At 73.8% G+C, this 16229-nt stretch carries 11 protein-coding genes; 1 reads left to right on the top strand and 10 read right to left on the bottom strand.

From position 1 onward, the window contains the following. Nucleotides 1–46: 46 nt before the first annotated feature. From ABEE00_RS31210 to ABEE00_RS31185, 6 genes are all read right to left on the bottom strand, one after another. A complete protein-coding gene (locus ABEE00_RS31210) occupies nucleotides 47–2005 on the bottom strand; it encodes a PP2C family protein-serine/threonine phosphatase (RefSeq protein ID WP_345749155.1) in 1959 nt (652 codons plus the stop codon). Nucleotides 2006–2007: 2 nt separating this feature from the next. Beyond that, the gene (locus ABEE00_RS31205; protein WP_345749154.1) at nucleotides 2008–4788 is read right to left on the bottom strand and encodes a serine/threonine-protein kinase; all 2781 of its coding nucleotides are present in this window, start codon (nucleotides 4786–4788) and stop codon (nucleotides 2008–2010) included. A gap of 83 nt (nucleotides 4789–4871) precedes the next feature. Beyond that, complete coding sequence (locus tag ABEE00_RS31200; RefSeq protein WP_345749116.1) at nucleotides 4872–6299, bottom strand: hypothetical protein; 1428 nt, start codon at nucleotides 6297–6299, stop codon at nucleotides 4872–4874. A gap of 65 nt (nucleotides 6300–6364) precedes the next feature. Then, complete coding sequence (locus ABEE00_RS31195; RefSeq protein WP_345749115.1) at nucleotides 6365–7573, bottom strand: glutamate ABC transporter substrate-binding protein; 1209 nt, start codon at nucleotides 7571–7573, stop codon at nucleotides 6365–6367. Then, nucleotides 7570–9045 (bottom strand): hypothetical protein, encoded by a 1476-nt coding sequence (locus tag ABEE00_RS31190; RefSeq protein ID WP_345749114.1) that lies wholly within the window; start codon nucleotides 9043–9045, stop codon nucleotides 7570–7572. Before ABEE00_RS31190 ends, ABEE00_RS31195 begins: the two co-directional genes overlap by 4 nt. 189 nt (nucleotides 9046–9234) lie before the next feature. Next, the gene (locus ABEE00_RS31185; RefSeq protein ID WP_345749113.1) at nucleotides 9235–10296 is read right to left on the bottom strand and encodes a methyltransferase domain-containing protein; all 1062 of its coding nucleotides are present in this window, start codon (nucleotides 10294–10296) and stop codon (nucleotides 9235–9237) included. A 140-nt stretch (nucleotides 10297–10436) separates the two neighbouring features. Between ABEE00_RS31185 and ABEE00_RS31180 the strand changes: the two genes are divergently transcribed. Further along, nucleotides 10437–10841 (top strand): globin, encoded by a 405-nt coding sequence (locus ABEE00_RS31180; RefSeq protein ID WP_345749112.1) that lies wholly within the window; start codon nucleotides 10437–10439, stop codon nucleotides 10839–10841. A 113-nt stretch (nucleotides 10842–10954) separates the two neighbouring features. Here the strand turns inward: ABEE00_RS31180 and ABEE00_RS31175 are convergent, their stop codons facing one another. From ABEE00_RS31175 to ABEE00_RS31160, 4 genes are all read right to left on the bottom strand, one after another. Beyond that, nucleotides 10955–11653 (bottom strand): DUF8185 domain-containing protein, encoded by a 699-nt coding sequence (locus ABEE00_RS31175; RefSeq protein ID WP_345749111.1) that lies wholly within the window; start codon nucleotides 11651–11653, stop codon nucleotides 10955–10957. Further along, a complete protein-coding gene (locus ABEE00_RS31170) occupies nucleotides 11598–12056 on the bottom strand; it encodes an acyl-CoA thioesterase (protein ID WP_345749110.1) in 459 nt (152 codons plus the stop codon). The genes ABEE00_RS31175 and ABEE00_RS31170 overlap by 56 nt, the downstream gene beginning before the upstream one ends. 13 nt (nucleotides 12057–12069) lie before the next feature. Next, nucleotides 12070–13734, bottom strand: a complete 1665-nt coding sequence (ettA, locus tag ABEE00_RS31165) for an energy-dependent translational throttle protein EttA (RefSeq protein ID WP_345749109.1) — start codon at nucleotides 13732–13734, stop codon at nucleotides 12070–12072. A 283-nt stretch (nucleotides 13735–14017) separates the two neighbouring features. Further along, nucleotides 14018–15679 (bottom strand): LAETG motif-containing sortase-dependent surface protein, encoded by a 1662-nt coding sequence (locus tag ABEE00_RS31160; protein ID WP_345749108.1) that lies wholly within the window; start codon nucleotides 15677–15679, stop codon nucleotides 14018–14020. Nucleotides 15680–16229 lie beyond the last annotated feature (550 nt).

Here is a 16229-nt window from a genome sequence, read left to right as displayed (position 1 = left end):
GTCCGACTCCCCCGGTTCACCGGGCGCGGGTCCCGGCCGCGTCCGGTCAGGCCGATCCTGCCCCTTCGGCGGGCGCGGGGAACGGCACCACGGCCACCGTTACGTTGTCGTGGCCTCCGCCGTCCAGCGCGTACCCCACCAGGTGGCGGGCCGTGTGCAGCGGGCGGCTGCGCGCGTCCCGCGGCACGGCGGCCGCCATCTCCTCCGCCGACTCCGCGTAGTTCCACAGACCGTCGGTGCACACCACCACTACACCCGGCCTGTCGGGCTTGAAGGAAGCGGTGTGCGGGTCGAGTTCGTACGCGTCGGCGCCCAGCCAGCCCGTGATGGCGTGCGCGCGCGAGTCCGCATACGCCTCCGCCTCGCTCATCAGGCCCGCCGCCACCATCTGCGCCGCCCACGAGTCGTCCTCGGTCAGCCGGGACGGCGGTGCGTCCGGGTCCTCGGGAACCCAGTAGGCCCGGCTGTCCCCCACCCATCCGACCGTGAGGATCCCCTCGGCGGTCAGGGCGCTGACGATGGTGCAGGCGGGGGCGTTCTTGTTGGGCTCGTTGGGCGCGTCGGCCGCCAGCACGGTGACCGCCTCGGACGCGGCGATCAGCGCCTCGTGCATGGCCTGCCGGTGGTCGGTGCCGCGCGGCACGCTCTCCCGCATGGCCTCGCCTGCCGCGCGCGCCGCCGCCATGGACGCCTCGTCGGAGCGGCTGGCCGAGGACACCCCGTCGCAGACCACGGCGATGGTCGCGGCGGAGCCGTCGGCCGCCGCGGCCTCGGACACGTCGTAGTAGTCCTCGTTGCGGTGGTGCCGCAGCCCGCGGTCGCTCGCGGCCGCGAGGCCGTCCAACGCGCTCTCCATGTGGTCGCGTTCGCGCGGCTGCTTGTGGCCGCAGTGCTCGCAGTAGCCGTCCGGGTCGATGCCGCCCGTGCCGCAGGCGACGCAGCGCGGGCCCAGCGCCTCGGGCTCGCCGGAGCCCACGCCGCCGACGTCGGCTGCGCCGTCGGATGCGGGGGTCTCGGGGGCTTCCGGTGCTTGCGGTGCTTCCGGCGCTTCCGGAGGGGTGTCGTCGCGCACCGTGTGCGGGGCGACCGTACGCGGGTCCCAGCCCTCCTCCTGGGCGGGCTCCCCCTCCGGTTCCGGTGCGCCGTCGGCAGGTCGTACGTCCTCGGCAGGCGTCTCCGGCGCCGGGCCCGCCTGCGCCACGAGGTCCGCCAACGTGGGCTGCCTGACCTCCGTCGCCTGCGGCGCCTGCGGCTGAGACTGCGGCGCCTGCTGATGGGGCTGCGGCGCCTGCTGCTGTGGCTGCGGCGCCTGCTGCTGGGAGGGCGCCGTCTGCTGCTGGGGGTGCGGCGGGGTGACCGGCGGCCCGAACTCCCCTGCGGGCGCGGCCGTTTCCGCGCCCTCAGCCTGCTGAGCCGCCTGCTGTCCCGGCCGCTGCTCGGGGTGCTGCCCCGGCTGCTGCTCGGGCGGCGGCAGCACGAAGTCCGGCTCGGTGGGCGTACGCGTGGTGGCCGCCGCGCCCTCCTCCGGCGCGTGCGCCGCCTCGACCGGGGTCTCGACCGGTGCCTCACCCGGGACCTCGCCGTACGCCTCGCCCTGCGCCCCGGGCAGCCGGGTGCCGGGGAGCGGCGGCGGAGGCGGCGGGGGCGGCACCGGAACGGCCAGTCCCGGCAGCGTGGGCGAGGGCGGCACGGGCATGGGCGGCGCCCCGTACGGCGTACCCCCGTACTGCGCGCCGGAGTTGGGGCCGTGCGGCGCGGCGGGCGCCGCGGGCGCACCCGGTGCGGCGGGAGGCGCCGGCGGGGCCGGCGGGTGGTCGGGCAGCGGTGGCACCTCGGCGCCGTTCACGGTGCGCCCGGCGCTCCCGGCGCGTCCCTCACCTGCCGGGCCGCGCGCCGCCGGGGCCGCGGCGGACAGGTCGATGCCGCAGGCACCGCAGAACAGGTCCCCCTCCTCCAGCGGTTCGGCGCACCGCGGGCAGGTGGACAGTTGGTCGAGCTGTGGCATCGTCACACCCACGTCCTGGGGCGGAACCGGTTGGCCCGTTCCACCAGTTCGATCCTCTCCGTGGCCGACTGCGCGAGGCGAGCGAGCAGCCGGTACGAGCGCTCCAGGCCGAAGCGCAGTCCTTCCTCGTCCAGCGGGCTGCCCAGCAGCGGCGCGTGCTGCGTCCGCCCGTGCGGCTCACCGGCACCGCCCGGCGGGGCGCCGGGTGGTGCCCCGGATGGTACGCCAGAGGGGTCGCCGCTCCGTCCGGCGAGTACCCAGTCCAGGGCGCTGCCCAGCACTTCGGCGGTCAGTTCGGCGCGCCGCACCGCGTCGAGGCCGGCCTCCTGGAGCTGCTCGGTCTGCTGCGCCGCGGCGTACAGATCGCCCAACAACGGCTCCTTCGGGGAACGTTGCCGCAAACGGGCACGGACCGCCGCGACCCGCGCCGCCGTGCAGTGGATGGACGCCTCGGGCACCGACTCGAGCGCCGCCACGGCGCCCCGCCGGTCGCCCGCCGCCAGCAGCACCCTGGCCAGCCCGAACGCGGCGCCGACATACGCCGGATCGGTGCCCCACACCAGGCGGTAGTACTCCGCGGCGTTGTCGAGCTGGCCCAGCACCTCGGCGCACACGGCCAGCGCCAGCTTCGGCGCCGCCTCGCCGGGGAACGCGTCGTACAGCGCGTCGAAGGACACGGCGGCCGTCGTCCTGTCGCCGGTCACCAGCGCGCACAGCCCCCGGTACCACACGACCCGCCAGTCCTCCGGGTGCGCCGACTCCAGCCCGGCGAGGGCGCGTTCGGCCGCCTCGCGGTCGTCGGCCGTGCCCAGCTCCAGGTGGGCGCGCAGCTCGCGCAGGCGCAGCTCGACCGAGTCGGCCGGCGCGCCGCGCAGCGCGCCGAGCACATCGGCGGGTGCCGAGCCCGGCAGAGCCGCGAGGAAACCGGCGTTGGGGTCGGCCGGGTCGACGCGCGGCACCGGCAGCGCGAGCGCGGCGGCCCGCAGGTGCAGCGGAGCGAGCCGCACGCCCGCCTCGCCGGCCGGTGCCCCAGAACCGCCCTGCTGCGGGAGCCGTACGTGGGCCGGCGTACCGCCCGCTCCGCCTCCGTACCGCGGCGCGGCGTGTCCGGCTGTGGGGCTGTGCGCGGCGAGGGTCGCCGGGGCCGCGGGTCCCGTGGCGGGTGCCGTTGTCGTGGTGGGTGCCGTTGTCGTGGTGGGTGCCGTTGCCGTGGCGGGCGCGGGCGTCCCGGCGGGCGCATGTGCCGTGCTGAGCGCGGCGGTTGCGCCGTTCCGTCGGCGGCGTACGAGGCCGAGGCGCGGCGAGCGGAGTTCGCGCGCGCCCAGCACCGAGGCGTCGCCGGTCGTGCGGTCCAGCAGCTCGGTGTCCACCACCCGCGCCTCGGGCCCGAACAGCGTGGACAGCGCGGGCCGCGGCCGCCCCGTCTGGAGCGCGACCACCTCCCGCAGGACGCCCAGCAGTTGCTCGGACATCTCCTGCGCCGAGGCGAACCTGCGCTGCGGGTCCGGGTCGGTCGCGCGCACCAGGAAGCGGTAGAAGGACTCGTACCTGCGGAAGACCTCGATGTGCTCGGGCTCCGGCAGGCTGTCGGCGAACACCGTGGTGTAGCCCTGGAAGTCGAAGGTCAGCACGGCCAGGGTGCGGGCCACGGTGTAGAGGTCGGAGGAGACCGAGGCGCCCTCGGCCGCGACCTCGGGCGCCTGGTAGCCGACCGTGCCGTAGAGGGCGCTGTCCTGGTCGTCCATCCTGCGCACGGCGCCCATGTCGATCAGCTTGAGCTGGTCCTCCTGCTGGATGGCGTTGTCGACCTTGAAGTCGCAGTAGAGCAGGTTGCGGCTGTGCAGGTGGCCCAGCGCCTCCAGCGCTTCGAGTCCGTACGCGCAGGCCTGCTCCACGGGCAGCGGATCGCGCTTGCCGCGGGGCGTGCGGCGCTCGTTGGCGATCTGCTTGAGTGACTTGCCGCCCACGTACTCCATGACGATGTACCCGTCGAGGCTGCCGGTGCGCCGGTCCAGGTGCTCGACGAAGTTGTAGATCCGGACGATGTTGGAGTGCTCGATCTCCGCGAGGAAGCGGCGCTCGGAGATCGCCGCGGCCATCGCGTCCTCGTCACCGGTGTCCAGCAGGCCCTTGAGCACCACCCAGCGGTCCGAGACCGCGCGGTCGACGGCGAGATAGACCCAGCCGAGCCCGCCGTGCGCGAGGCAGCCCGCCACTTCGTACTGCCCGTGCACGATGTCCCCAGGCCGCAGCTTCGGCACGAACGAATACGGATGCCCGCACTTCGTGCAGTAGCCCTCGGTGCGCCCCGGCTGCTCCCCGCGCGAACGGCCCACCGCCGCGCCGCAGTCGGCGTTGCTGCAGAACCGCTTGCGCTCGGGCACCTCGGGGTCCTCCAGCACCACGCGGCCCGGGTCGGCCCTGGGCACCTCGGGGACGGTGACCAGGCCGGCGCCCAGCCTGTTGCGCCCCGAACCAGGCGACGACGTACGCGAGGAACTGCGCACCGACACCGAACGGGCCGTCGCAGCCCCGGTGCTCGCGCTCTCCCCACCCTCGGCGCCCCCGAGCAGCCGCCCGGAGACCGAACGCCGCGAGGAACGCGAGGGCGAAGACGTCCGCGAAGACCGCCCCGACCTGCCCGAACCCGACCCCGAGCCCGACCCCTTGCCGGACTCCCTGCCCGCCGCGGCCACGCCCGTACGCGCCGCGCCGAGCAGCCCGTCGGGCGCGACCACCGGGGCCAGCCCGCAGGTGTCGCAGAACAGCTCGCCGCCGCCCATGTCCTCGTACCGGCCGCCGCAGGACGGGCGCTGGCACGGGTGGTGCAGCGGCCCCTCCCCCGCCTCGGGCCCGGTCTGTGTGCTCACGCGTCCCCCCTGGCTCCCCCGTGATCGGCCCCCTGCGCCTCACCGGCGCCGCGCGGCTGATCAGCGCCGCGCGGCTCGCTGGCGCCACGTGCCTGGTCCGCGCCGCGTGCCTGGTCGGCGGCCTGCGCTTGATCGGCGGCCCGTGCCTCGGTGCGGCCCGAGGCCAGCGCCTGCTGCGCCGCCTGCTGATAGCGCAGCACCGCGTCCTCCGCCGCGCGCAGGTCGCAGGGCGCGCTCCACAGCATCCTGCGCGCCAGGTCATAGCGCTCCATCAGCAGCCGGTCCTCCGCCAGCCCGTGCTGCGTGACCTTCGCCTTGTACGCGTCGAGCCGCCCGCGCAGCTCGGCCCGCACCGCCAACGGCGCGGTCACCGCCGACAGCTGGTCCCTCGCCCGCTCCAACTCGTCCTGCGCCGCCTGCTCCAGGCTGTCCAGCAGGGGCGAGAGCCGGTGCCACTGGGAGTGCCTGCGGTACTCGGCCGCCGCGGCCACCTGCTCGTGCAGCGCGCTCGCCGGACCGCTCACCGCGGGCACCTCGGACGCCGCGATCTTCGCCAGCACCTCGCCGCGCGCCTCCCGGGCCTCCGCGAGCGTGCGGTCGGCGCGGGAGAGCACATCGCGTACCCGCATCAGCCGCTGCTCGGAGTCCTGCCGCACGTTCAGCACGGCGTCGATCTCCCGCCGCACGTCCTCCAGGGCCCGCGCCTCGCGGTCGTAGCGCGCGGTGTCCGGGCTGCCGCCGCCCGGCGCGCTGCTGCCGCCCGCCGGGGTCCAGAACGCGAGCGGATCGGATATGACCTCGGCGCGCAGCGCGGTGAGCTCCGCGGTGATCCGCTCCAGATCGTCGCCCGAGGGGTGCTCACCCGGGCGTACGCCGACCGAGTGGGCCAGCGACCGCACCCTGTTCAGCTCCGCCGCGAGCATGTCGATGCGCGCGGGCAGCGCCGACCACACCGAGTCGGCCGCCGCGACCACGTCCAGCGCCTCGGCGTACCAGCCGTTCATGCGCTCCACCAGCTCGGGGAGCGTCACCTCCTCGGCCAGCCGCGGCCCGCTGCCAGAACCCGCCGTCTCCGCCTGCGCGTTGCCCGGCACGGTGATGCCGCGGCGCAGCAGCCTGGTCAGCTCGGTCAGGTCGTCGCGGCTGGGCCAGCGCCGACGCTCCCGCGTCTCGCGCGCGAGGTGCAGGGTGCGGGAGTAGACCTCGAAGTTCTCCCACAGGAGGGTCATGGCCTGCTCGGCGCGCGCCCAGCGCCTGGCGGTGGCGCCGGTCAGCTCCGCGCCCTCCAGCAGCCGCCGCCCCGCGTGGTCCTGGAGCGCGTACAGGGAGGACTCGACCGCCTCGTACTCGGCGCCGAGCCTCTCCAGCGCACGGTCCACCTCCTCCCGGCTCATCACCGGCCCGGTGGGTCCCGCGGGGCCCATCGATCACCTCGCTGCTCTCGTTCGGCCGGCGGGCGCGCACCCGGTGCGCGCGTCCACCGGGTCGGTCAGTCCCGGTACTTCGGCTTGGGCGGTGCCGTATGCGTCATGTTGTCGGCCAGCCACTTGTCGAAGGACGCCTGCCACTTGCTGCCCTTGCCCCCACCGCGGTACGCGTCGAGGACCTTGTTGACCCTTTTGACCAGATCCTTGTCCTTGAGGTTCATCGCCACCCCGTACGGCTCCGAGGTGACCGGCTCCTTGCCTATGAGGTGCACGGACGGGTCCTGCGCCGCCTGACCTGCGGCGAGCGCGTTGTCGGTCACCACGGCGTCCGCCTCCCCCAGTTGGAGACGCACCAGGCAGTCGAGCTGGTTGGCCACCACCACAGGGCGGGCGCCGAGTGCCTTGTACCCGTCGCCGCGCATCAGCTCCTGCGCCGTCGAACCCTCCGCGTAGCACAGCCGCTTGCCCCGCAGCGAGGAGTCGAAGCCGGTCACGCCCGAACCCCGCTTCGGCGCGAGCAGTTGCTGCCCCGCCTCGAAATACGCGGTGGAGAAGGCGACCTGGCGTATCCGCTCACAGTTGACGGTCATGGTGCGCACCACCATGTCCACCTCGCCCTTCTGCACGGCGGGTATCCGCTGGTCGGTGGGGATCGTCTTGTACGTGATCTGCGGCTTGCTCCCCAGCAGGTCCTTCGCGATGGCGCGTACGAGGTCGATGTCGAAGCCCTCGATGCGCCCGGAGGACGGGTCGCGATACCCCCACAGATAACTGTTCTGGTCCACGCCGACGATCAGCCGCCCGTGCGAACCGTCGGGATTCCTCCGCTCCTTGATCCGCTTCACGGCCGGCCCAGAGGCCCCCGAGGGCTTGAGGCTCGCGGCGGGATCCTTGCCGTCCTCGCACTTCCCGGGATTCGCGGCGGGGGCCGGCGCCGGGGCGGCCTGGCCCATCGCCTTCCGTGCGGAAGCCTGCCGTTGGCCCTGCTGTCGGCCCTGCTGCTGTCCTTGCTGTTGCCCCTGTTGTTGGCCCTGATAGCGGTCGCCCGCCACGCTCCCGTCCCCCGTCACGCCCGACGGGTCGCGCGCCGCGCCGCCAGGGCCTGTGACCGACAGCACCGTGGACACCAGCACCGCCACCACCACCGCGAGCCCGGCCCCCGCCACCGTCAGGGCGCGCGTCGTAGGCCCGCGCAGCCAGGCGGCGGCCCGCCGCGGTCCCGCGCGGCCGTCCCCGCTCGCCGTGCCCTGCATCTCCGCCCGCCCCCTCATCGGTACTCCGCGAGCCTGCGCCCGATGCCGAACAGCGCCGCCGCCGCGCCGAGCACGACCAGCACGCCCGCACCGGCCGCCAGCCCGGTCAGCGCCGACCTGCCGCTGTCGGCCGCGCTCTCGAACTGGGCCTGCTCATGCTGCCGCGCCCGCTCGAGGCCCGACTCGACCCGGTCGAAGCTCTCCCCCGTGCTGCCGCGTCCGCCTATCACCCCGGACACTGCCTTCTCGTAGTCCCCGCTGTCGTCCCGCTCGCGGACCGTGCGGTGCTGCGCGCGCCAGGCGCCGACCGCCTTCTCCGCGTCCGCCACCGGTTTCCGTCCCGCCGCGTCGTCCGCGAGGGCCCGCGCGCCGCCGAGCTGCCCGTGCACCGCCCCGCCCGCGCCGGAGCCCGCGACCCTGGCCATCTGTGTGCGATAGCTGTCCTCGTACGCGCTGCCGGCGCCGCGGGCGACCAGCGTCATGTTCTCGTCGCCGCGCGCCTGGAGCACGCCGATCCACGCCTCGTTCAGCGCATGGAGCGAGCGCGCGCCCTTCTCGTCGGAGGCCGTGAGGCGGGTCGCGGCGAGGGTGTGACCGCCCAGCAGCCAGAGGGCCGCCGCCAGCGTGGCCGCCGTCGCGCCGAGCAGGCCGGGGCTGAACACCCTGTTGGTCCGCAGGTAGTTGCGCCGCTGCGCCCAGCCGAGCGCCCCCAGCGCCAGCACGCCCGCCGCGCTCGCGAACCAGGGCCACTCGCGCGCCGCCCCGTAGTCGCTGCGCAGGCGCGCCGACTCCGCCGTGTAGAGCTTCCGCGCCGCGGGCAGCAGGTCGGTCCGCATCCGCTCATTGGCATAGCGCAGATACGCGCCGCCGAGCGGCAGCCCCTGGCGGTTGTTGGCGCGCGCCGACTCCACCAGGCCCGTGTAGCGCGGCAGTCCGGCGTTCAGCGCGGCGATCTGCTGCTGCGCCGACCGTGAACCCCCGGAATTCGCCGCCGCCTTGGCCAGCAGCGCGCTCGCCTCCGCTATGTCCTTCTCGTACCTCTGGCGCACCGACCGCGGCTCGTCGCCGCCCGCCAGGAAGCCTCCGGCCGCCGTCGTGTCGGCGTCGGCCAGCGAGCGGTAGATCCGCGCGGCGTCGGCGCTGAGCGGCTGGCTGTGCTCGGTGACCGCCCGCGCCGCCTCCTGCCGCGCGCTCACCTGCCACGCCGTGACCAGCCCGAACAGCAGGATCAGCGCGGCCAGCAGCGCGCCGAGCCCGCGGAGCCTGCCGGGCTCGGTGGTCGCGGCGGCGCGCACCCTGTGCACGCCCTCGGCCCAGGCCGTACGCCGTGCGGGCGCGGGGCCGTGGGGCGGCTGCGGGGCCTGCGGGGAAGGCGGCGCGGCGGTGCCTGCGGCGGCCGCGGCATGCGGCGTCCGCCCGTGCGGCGCCTGTGCCGGAGTGGCAGGCGCCCCGGGCCGCGACGGCGGTCGCACGCTCGGCGGCTGAGACACGGTCGGGACCTCCCCCTGGGTCGCTGACGGGGCCACGCGGGGCCCATGCAGAGCAGTATGGCCGCAAGCACTGACAGTGGCACCGGTTTGGCCGGGATCTTGTTCGGATCGCCGCCGCGCGCAGGGGAGTTCACGCCGCTCGGTCGGCCGATTCTGCGCCCGCCGCCGCCTTTCCGTCGGGCCCCTGTCTCACCCCAGCGGCCATGTGTGCTCGCCGTCCGGTTCGTCCAGCCACGCCCACTGCGCACCGTCCCGTACGGTCACCCCGTACCGCTCCCGCGACGGCTTCCCCGCCTCCCGCCACAGCGCGTACGCCTCCCGCGTCCCGAGCCGCCCGCCGCTCAGCGCCAGCAGGAAGCGGAACGAGTCGTCCCGCCGCGCGTCCGCCGGCACCCACGTCCGTGCCCCGGGGCTGCCGGGACGGGGTCCGGTCCGGGGTCCGGGCCCGGCTTCCGACGGCGTACCGGAATCCTCCGCTGGCTCGCTCGCTGCCCCACTTTCCGCCCCGCCGGGGTCGTCGCCGTTGTCCTCGGCATCGCCGACATCTGCGGTCACGGCTCCCCGCAGCGGTACGAAGAAGGCCGGCGTGGACAGGAAGTTGCCCTCGGCGCCGGCCGCTCCGGACACCCGCAGGGAGAGCAGCCCGGTCGCCACGGGCAGCACCGCCAGCGCACCCGGCGTGCACTGCGGCAGCCAGCCGTGCGGCACCGAGGTCAGCGCGCAGGTGGCGATGATCCGGTCGTAGGGCGCGTGCGCGGGGCAGCCGAGTTCACCGTTTCCGGTGACGACGCGGGGCCGGCGTCCCGCCTCGGCGAGATGCCGGCGGGCCGCCTCGGTGATCTCCGGCTCCAGGTCGACGGTGGTGACCCGCTCGTCGCCGAGCCGGTGCGCGAGCAGCGCCGCGTTGTAGCCGGACCCCGTACCGATCTCCAGCACGCGCATGCCCTCGCGCACCTGGAGCGCCTCCAGCATCCGGGCCATCAGCGAGGGCTGGCTGCTGGAGGAGAGCAGCTCCCCGTCGCGCAGCCTGGTGGCCAGCGGAACGTCCTCGTATACGCCCTCGCGCCAGCGCTCGCGCCGCCGCGGGTCGGCGTCCTCGCGCCACAGCCGCTCCTGGCCGCCCCCGGCCCCGGCCGCGTAGTAGTAGGGCACGAACAGCTCGCGGGGCACCGCGGCGAACGCCTCCCGCCAGGCGGGCTCGGTCAGCGCACCGCGCGCGACGAGCTCCCGTACGAGGTCCGCTGCACCCATGCCTCCACTGTCCTGCGCGCGGCCGGCGGATGCGAGTACCGCGTGCTCCGGTTCCCGGTCCGCGGTTCGCGGTTCCCGGTTCCCGGGTCACGGTTCGCTGCTCCGACGGGCCTCCGCGCGGCATCTGCGACCATGGGGAGGTGATGGAGATTCCGCGCGGCAGCTTGCAATCGCAGACCTTCTACGAGCAGGTCGGCGGGGAAGAGACGTTCCGGCGCCTGGTGCGCCGCTTCTACGAGGGCGTCGCCGAGGACCCGCTGCTCCGTCCCATGTACCCGGAGGAGGACCTCGGTCCCGCCGAGGAACGGCTCGCCCTCTTCCTCATGCAGTACTGGGGCGGCCCGCGCACCTACAGCGACAACCGCGGCCACCCGCGCCTGCGCATGCGGCACGCGCCCTTCAAGGTCGACCGCGCGGCGCACGACGCCTGGCTGCGGCACATGCGGGTCGCCGTCGAGGAGCTGGAGCTCGCGCCCGAGCTGGAGAAGCAGCTCTGGGACTACCTCGTCTACGCCGCCGCCTCCATGGTCAACTCCCCGGACTGAGCGACCGGTCACCGTACGGCGTACGACACGACGGAGGGCGGCCCGTTCCCGGACCGCCCTCCGACACGCGACTCCCGCGCTCCCGCGCTCTCGCGCTCTCGCGCTCCCGCGGTCTACACGGGCGTGACGCTCAGCCCCGGGCCGCTCTCGCTCTTGCCGCGCACGACCACGGACCCGTACGGCGTCCGCAGCCGCAGCCAGCCGCCGCCCGCCGCGCTCAGCAGCGCGACGGGGCCATCGCCGCGGAGGAAGCCCAGCGCGTGCGCGGCGTGCGCGGCGCGCAGCGGCAGCCCGGTGCGGCCCAGCGGCCGCGACCAGATCTCCTCGGCGAGCGCGTCCAGCGTCTCGCGGGTGCGCTTGCGCTGGTCCAACTTCTCGGCGCGCTCGCGGAATTCGCCCACGGCGGCCGCCGCGACGGAGCGCACCGCGTCCGGCGGAACCTCACCGAACGCCTCCCAGCCACCCCGCGGCGGCAGCACTCCGGCCCACGGCGGGCCCGTGACCTCCCCGGGAACGGTCACCGACTCGGCGTCCTCGTCGATGCCCTCCAGCAGCTCGCCGGCCGAGACGGTCACGTCCAGCTCCGCGTCCGCCGGTTCGAGCAGCCGCCCGGTGCGCACCGCCAGCACCTCGAAGCGTGCGGGCTTGGCGAACACGGCGACCACGCCGCCACCCGCCCTCATCCGGACGGCGGCGTTCTTCTCCCAGCCCAGCAGCCGCCCGAGGAAGGTGGCGAGGCCCGTCGCCTCCCCCGGGTCAGCGAAGGTCAGCCGCTGTCGCGCCGGCTGCCGTGCCTGCTGCCGCGCTGTCATCGAAGTAGTCCTCCAGGAACGCCTTTTCGGCTGCGGTCAGCCGCCGCGGGCGCTCCGACTCCAGGTCGTACGGCACCACGACGGTCGCCGCGCGTGCGTAGACCACACCCGTGTCCGGGTCCTTCACCTCGTACGCGAACGTCGCCGACGCCGCGCCGAGCTTGGTCACCCACGTCTCGACGGTCACCGGGCCGTGCCGGTGCACCAGCGGACGCAGATAGTCGATCTCGTGCCGTGCCACGACGGAGCCGCCCGCGAACGAATCGGCCTCCGCCTCGCGCGCCAGCCGGAACATGAAGTCGATCCGCGCCTCCTCCAGATACCGGAGGTAGACCACGTTGTTGACATGCCCGAAGGCATCCATGTCCGACCAGCGCAGCGGGCACTCGTATGTATGACGCACGTGCGGCGGAACCTCAGTCTCGGGTCAGCTTCTTGTACGTCGCGCGGTGCGGACGGGCCGCGTCCGCGCCCAACCGCTCGATCTTGTTCTTCTCGTACGACTCGAAGTTGCCCTCGAACCAGAACCACTTGGACTCGCCCTCGTACGCGAGGATGTGCGTCGCCACGCGGTCCAGGAACCAGCGGTCGTGGGAGACGACCACGGCGCAGCCCGGGAAGTCCAGCAGCGCGTTCTCCAGCGAGGAGAGCGTCTCCACGTCCAGGTCGTTGGTGGGCTCGTCGAGGAGCAGCAGGTTGCCGCCCTGCTTGAGGGTGAGCGCGAGGTTGAGGCGGTTGCGCTCACCGCCGGAGAGCACACCGGCCGGCTTCTGCTGGTCCGGGCCCTTGAAGCCGAAGGCCGACACGTAGGCGCGGGACGGCATCTCGACCTGGCCGACGTTGATGTAGTCCAGCTCGTCGGAGACGACGGCCCACAGCGTCTTCTTCGGGTCGATGTTGGAGCGGTTCTGGTCGACGTAGGAGATCTTGACCGTGTCGCCGACCTTGATGCTGCCGGAGTCCGGCTCCTCCAGGCCCTGGATCATCTTGAACAGGGTCGTCTTGCCCGCACCGTTCGGCCCGATCACGCCGACGATGCCGTTGCGGGGCAGCGTGAAGGACAGGTCGTCGATGAGGACCTTGTCGCCGAAGGCCTTGTGCAGGTGCTCGACCTCGACGACCTGGTTGCCCAGGCGCGGACCCGGCGGGATCTGGATCTCCTCGAAGTCCAGCTTCCTGGTCTTCTCCGCCTCGGCCGCCATCTCCTCGTAACGGGACAGACGGGACTTGGACTTGGCCTGCCGCCCCTTGGCGTTGGAGCGGACCCACTCCAGCTCGTCCTTGAGGCGCTTCTGCCGCTTGGCGTCCTTCTGGCCCTCGACCTTGAGGCGGGCCTGCTTCTTCTCCAGGTACGTGGAGTAGTTGCCCTCGTACCCGACGGCGCGGCCGCGGTCGAGCTCCATGATCCACTCGGCCACGTTGTCCAGGAAGTACCTGTCGTGGGTGATCGCCACGACGGTGCCCGGGTACTGCGCGAGGTGCTGCTCCAGCCACTGCACGGACTCGGCGTCCAGGTGGTTGGTGGGCTCGTCGAGGAGCAGCAGGTCGGGCTGCTCGAGCAGCAGCTTGCAGAGCGCGACGCGGCGCTTCTCACCGCCGGAGAGGTGGGTGACGGGCCAGTCGCCGGGCGGGCAGCCCAGCGCGTCCATCGCCTGCTCCAGCTGGGAGTCCAGGTCCCAGGCGTTGGCGTGGTCGAGCTGCTCCTGGAGCTTGCCCATCTCCTCCATGAGCTCGTCGGAGTAGTCGGTCGCCATCTGCTCGGCGATCTCGTTGAACCGGTCGAGCTTCTGCTTCGTCTCGCCCGCGCCGTCCTCGACGTTCTGCAGCACGGTCTTCGACTCGTCCAGCGGGGGCTCCTGGAGCAGGATGCCGACGCTGTAGCCGGGCGTGATGAACGCGTCGCCGTTCGACGGCTGCTCGAGACCGGCCATGATCTTGAGAACCGTCGACTTGCCGGCGCCGTTCGGCCCCACGACACCGATCTTGGCGCCGGGCAGGAAGCTCAGGGTGACGTCGTCGAGGATCACCTTGTCGCCGTGCGCCTTACGCGCCTTGCGCATGGTGTAAATGAACTCAGCCAAGAGGAACCGTCCGGCAATCAGTAGGTGTCGAATGCGGCTGCGCCGCGGCCGCTCTGCAACGGATGTCCGTGTCTGCGTATCGGTGTCTACGTGCTGCACCGGGAGCATCACCGAGCGGAGCGCCGCAACCGCGTGGAGGCATACGCACTCCATCTTGCCGCACGTCCCCGCCAGGCCCGAAACGGGGCGGCTTCCAGCCCCGCCCCGGCCCCGGATTCCCGGCCGGCGCGCACCGCCCGCACCGGCCGGAAAACCGGCTCCCGCTACGCTCCGCCGCCTCCGCTCACTCGCGGTCCTCCGGCGCCTGGGCCGGGGCCGGCGCCGAGGCCGTCCCCGTCTCGGGCCCGGTGTCCCGGCGGCGCACCACGAGTATCGCCACGCCGCCGACCACCACGAACGCGATGGCGATCCCGATGATCACCGGAGTGCTGCTCGAACCTCCGGTCTCCGCCAGGTCCACGGAGTCCGCCGGCTTCCCCGCCCCGCCGACGGTGGCCGGCCGGGTCATCTGCGGAACGGCGCCGGTGCCGCCGCCCGTCGCCTCGTGCCCCGCGGCGCTGGCCGTCGAACTGGCCGTCGCACAGTCGAGCACCCCGCTGAACGTCCGCTCGTAACCATGCGGCCCTGAGACCGCTATCCGATACGGCTGGTCCTCCCGCACCGGCACCTGCACCGTGGTGGTCGCCCCCGCCGCCACGTAGTGCTTGCCGCCTGCGAGCCCGAAGCTGAAGGGCCGGTCACCGCCGTTGTGGACGGTGGTCTCCACGACGCCCTGCTCGCAGTTCTTCTGCGCGGTGGCCGCGGGTATGGCGCCGTGATCCGCCCAGTACGCCTCGGCCCGCGCGATCACCGTGGACCAGCTCGAACCGGCCACGATCTGGGTCGGGCTGCGCACGTCCCCCGCCGCGCCGGAGAGCGTCCGACCGACCGGCAGCTTGGTGGCGGCCTGCACGGTGACCGACGTGCTGCCCGGCTCAACACCCTCCGGGACGGCGAAGTACAGCTTGCTCCCGTTGTGGGCCGTCTTCACCGGCTTGCCCTTGGCGTCCACGATCCGCACCCCGTGCGCCGACGCGTCGGGCCCCGGCGCCACGGTGACGCTCGGCTCCCTGGTGTGGACGGTCACGGGACCGAGCTTGCCGCCCGCCCTGCCGGACACTCCCGTCCGGTCCAGCCGGAGCGTGGCACCGGGCTCGGGAACCTGGCGCGCGACCTTCTCCAGATGGTCGGCCAGCTTCTCCGCCGAGGGGTCAGCGGCCTCCACGGTGACGTGCTTGCTGGGGCGTTGGGTAGCTTGGGCGCCCTGAGCGGCACCCTTGCCTCCGGCCCCGTCCTCGTGGGAGCCGGCCCCGGCACCGGCGGTCGCCCCGGCCCCGCCGCCTGCGCCCGAGGGCGTGGAGTGGGTCTCCATCCTTGGGGCCGCGGCACCGCTCTGATGCCGCGCCCGCTCGGCGAACCGCCAGATCGCCACTTGGGTCCCGGCCGCCGCGGCACGCGGCGTCAACTGCCGCGCGCCCGCCTCCTTCGCCAGCTTCTGGAGGTCGTTCACCTGCGGATAGGAGTTCCGCAGGATCCAACGGATCTTCCCCGCATAGCGGTTGGCGTGCAGCGGCGTGGCGACTGCGGGCGCCTCCTCGTAACGCGCCTGCTGCTGAACGGGGTTGTCGAGGTCCACCGAGTAGGTCTGGAAGGTGCCACCGCCGTCCACCCCCATCTGGAAGAGCCCGGCCCCGGTCCGCCGCGTCTTTCCGTCCTCGCGCACGACGGCCTGGCCGTAGAGTCTCAGCCCGTCGAGCGTGGCGGTGGCGCCACCGGAGTACGGCACCTCCTCTTCGCCCGCGGCCGATGCCGGCGTGGCCGCTGCCATCGGAACTGCGGCGAGCAGTACGGAGGCCAGCGCCGCGACGGCACGGCGTGCGGCCCCCCGACTGCGTACAAAGGTCATGGTCTTCCCCTCTGGACGGGGCGGACAGACTGCGTGGTCGGTGCGATCGCTGTGCCGCCGCTGTCGCTGTACCGCGCACGTGCTCCTCGTGGGACACGTGCGGCACGGCCTCGCTGTGCCGTCGGTACCGCGTGCGGTGGGTGCGATCGGGTGGTCGGTGTCTGTCCGCCTCGCCGGTCGAGCTCTCAACCCCCGTCGGCTACTCAGCTACCCGGAGGATGCTAGAGAGCAGGCGTAACGCCTTCCCCTCGAACCCCGCCGCACACGCGTTCTGACGCTGAATCGTTATCAGGGAATCCGGCGGACCGGGATGATCACGACGGGGCGGGGAGCGGTGGTTGATCGATGAACTTGGATTGTGTGTGGTGGGGCGGGGTCATGTCCCGCACCTGGCTGGTCAGTTGGGTGGTCGGCTGGTTGTTGTGGGTGAGCGGCTTGGCGGGGCTGGATGGTGGCGGGTGTGGCTGGGTGCGTGCGCGGGGCGCTGCGTCGCGTGGGTGGTCGCGTGGGTGGATGTGGGCGGCCCTGCCCGGGAGTTGGGGGCAGCGCT

Source organism: Streptomyces odontomachicola (assembly GCF_039605595.1).
In the GTDB taxonomy this organism is placed as follows: domain Bacteria; phylum Actinomycetota; class Actinomycetes; order Streptomycetales; family Streptomycetaceae; genus Streptomyces.
Note: the sequence above shows the minus strand (reverse complement) of the source record. Positions and strands in the feature narration are given on the sequence as shown.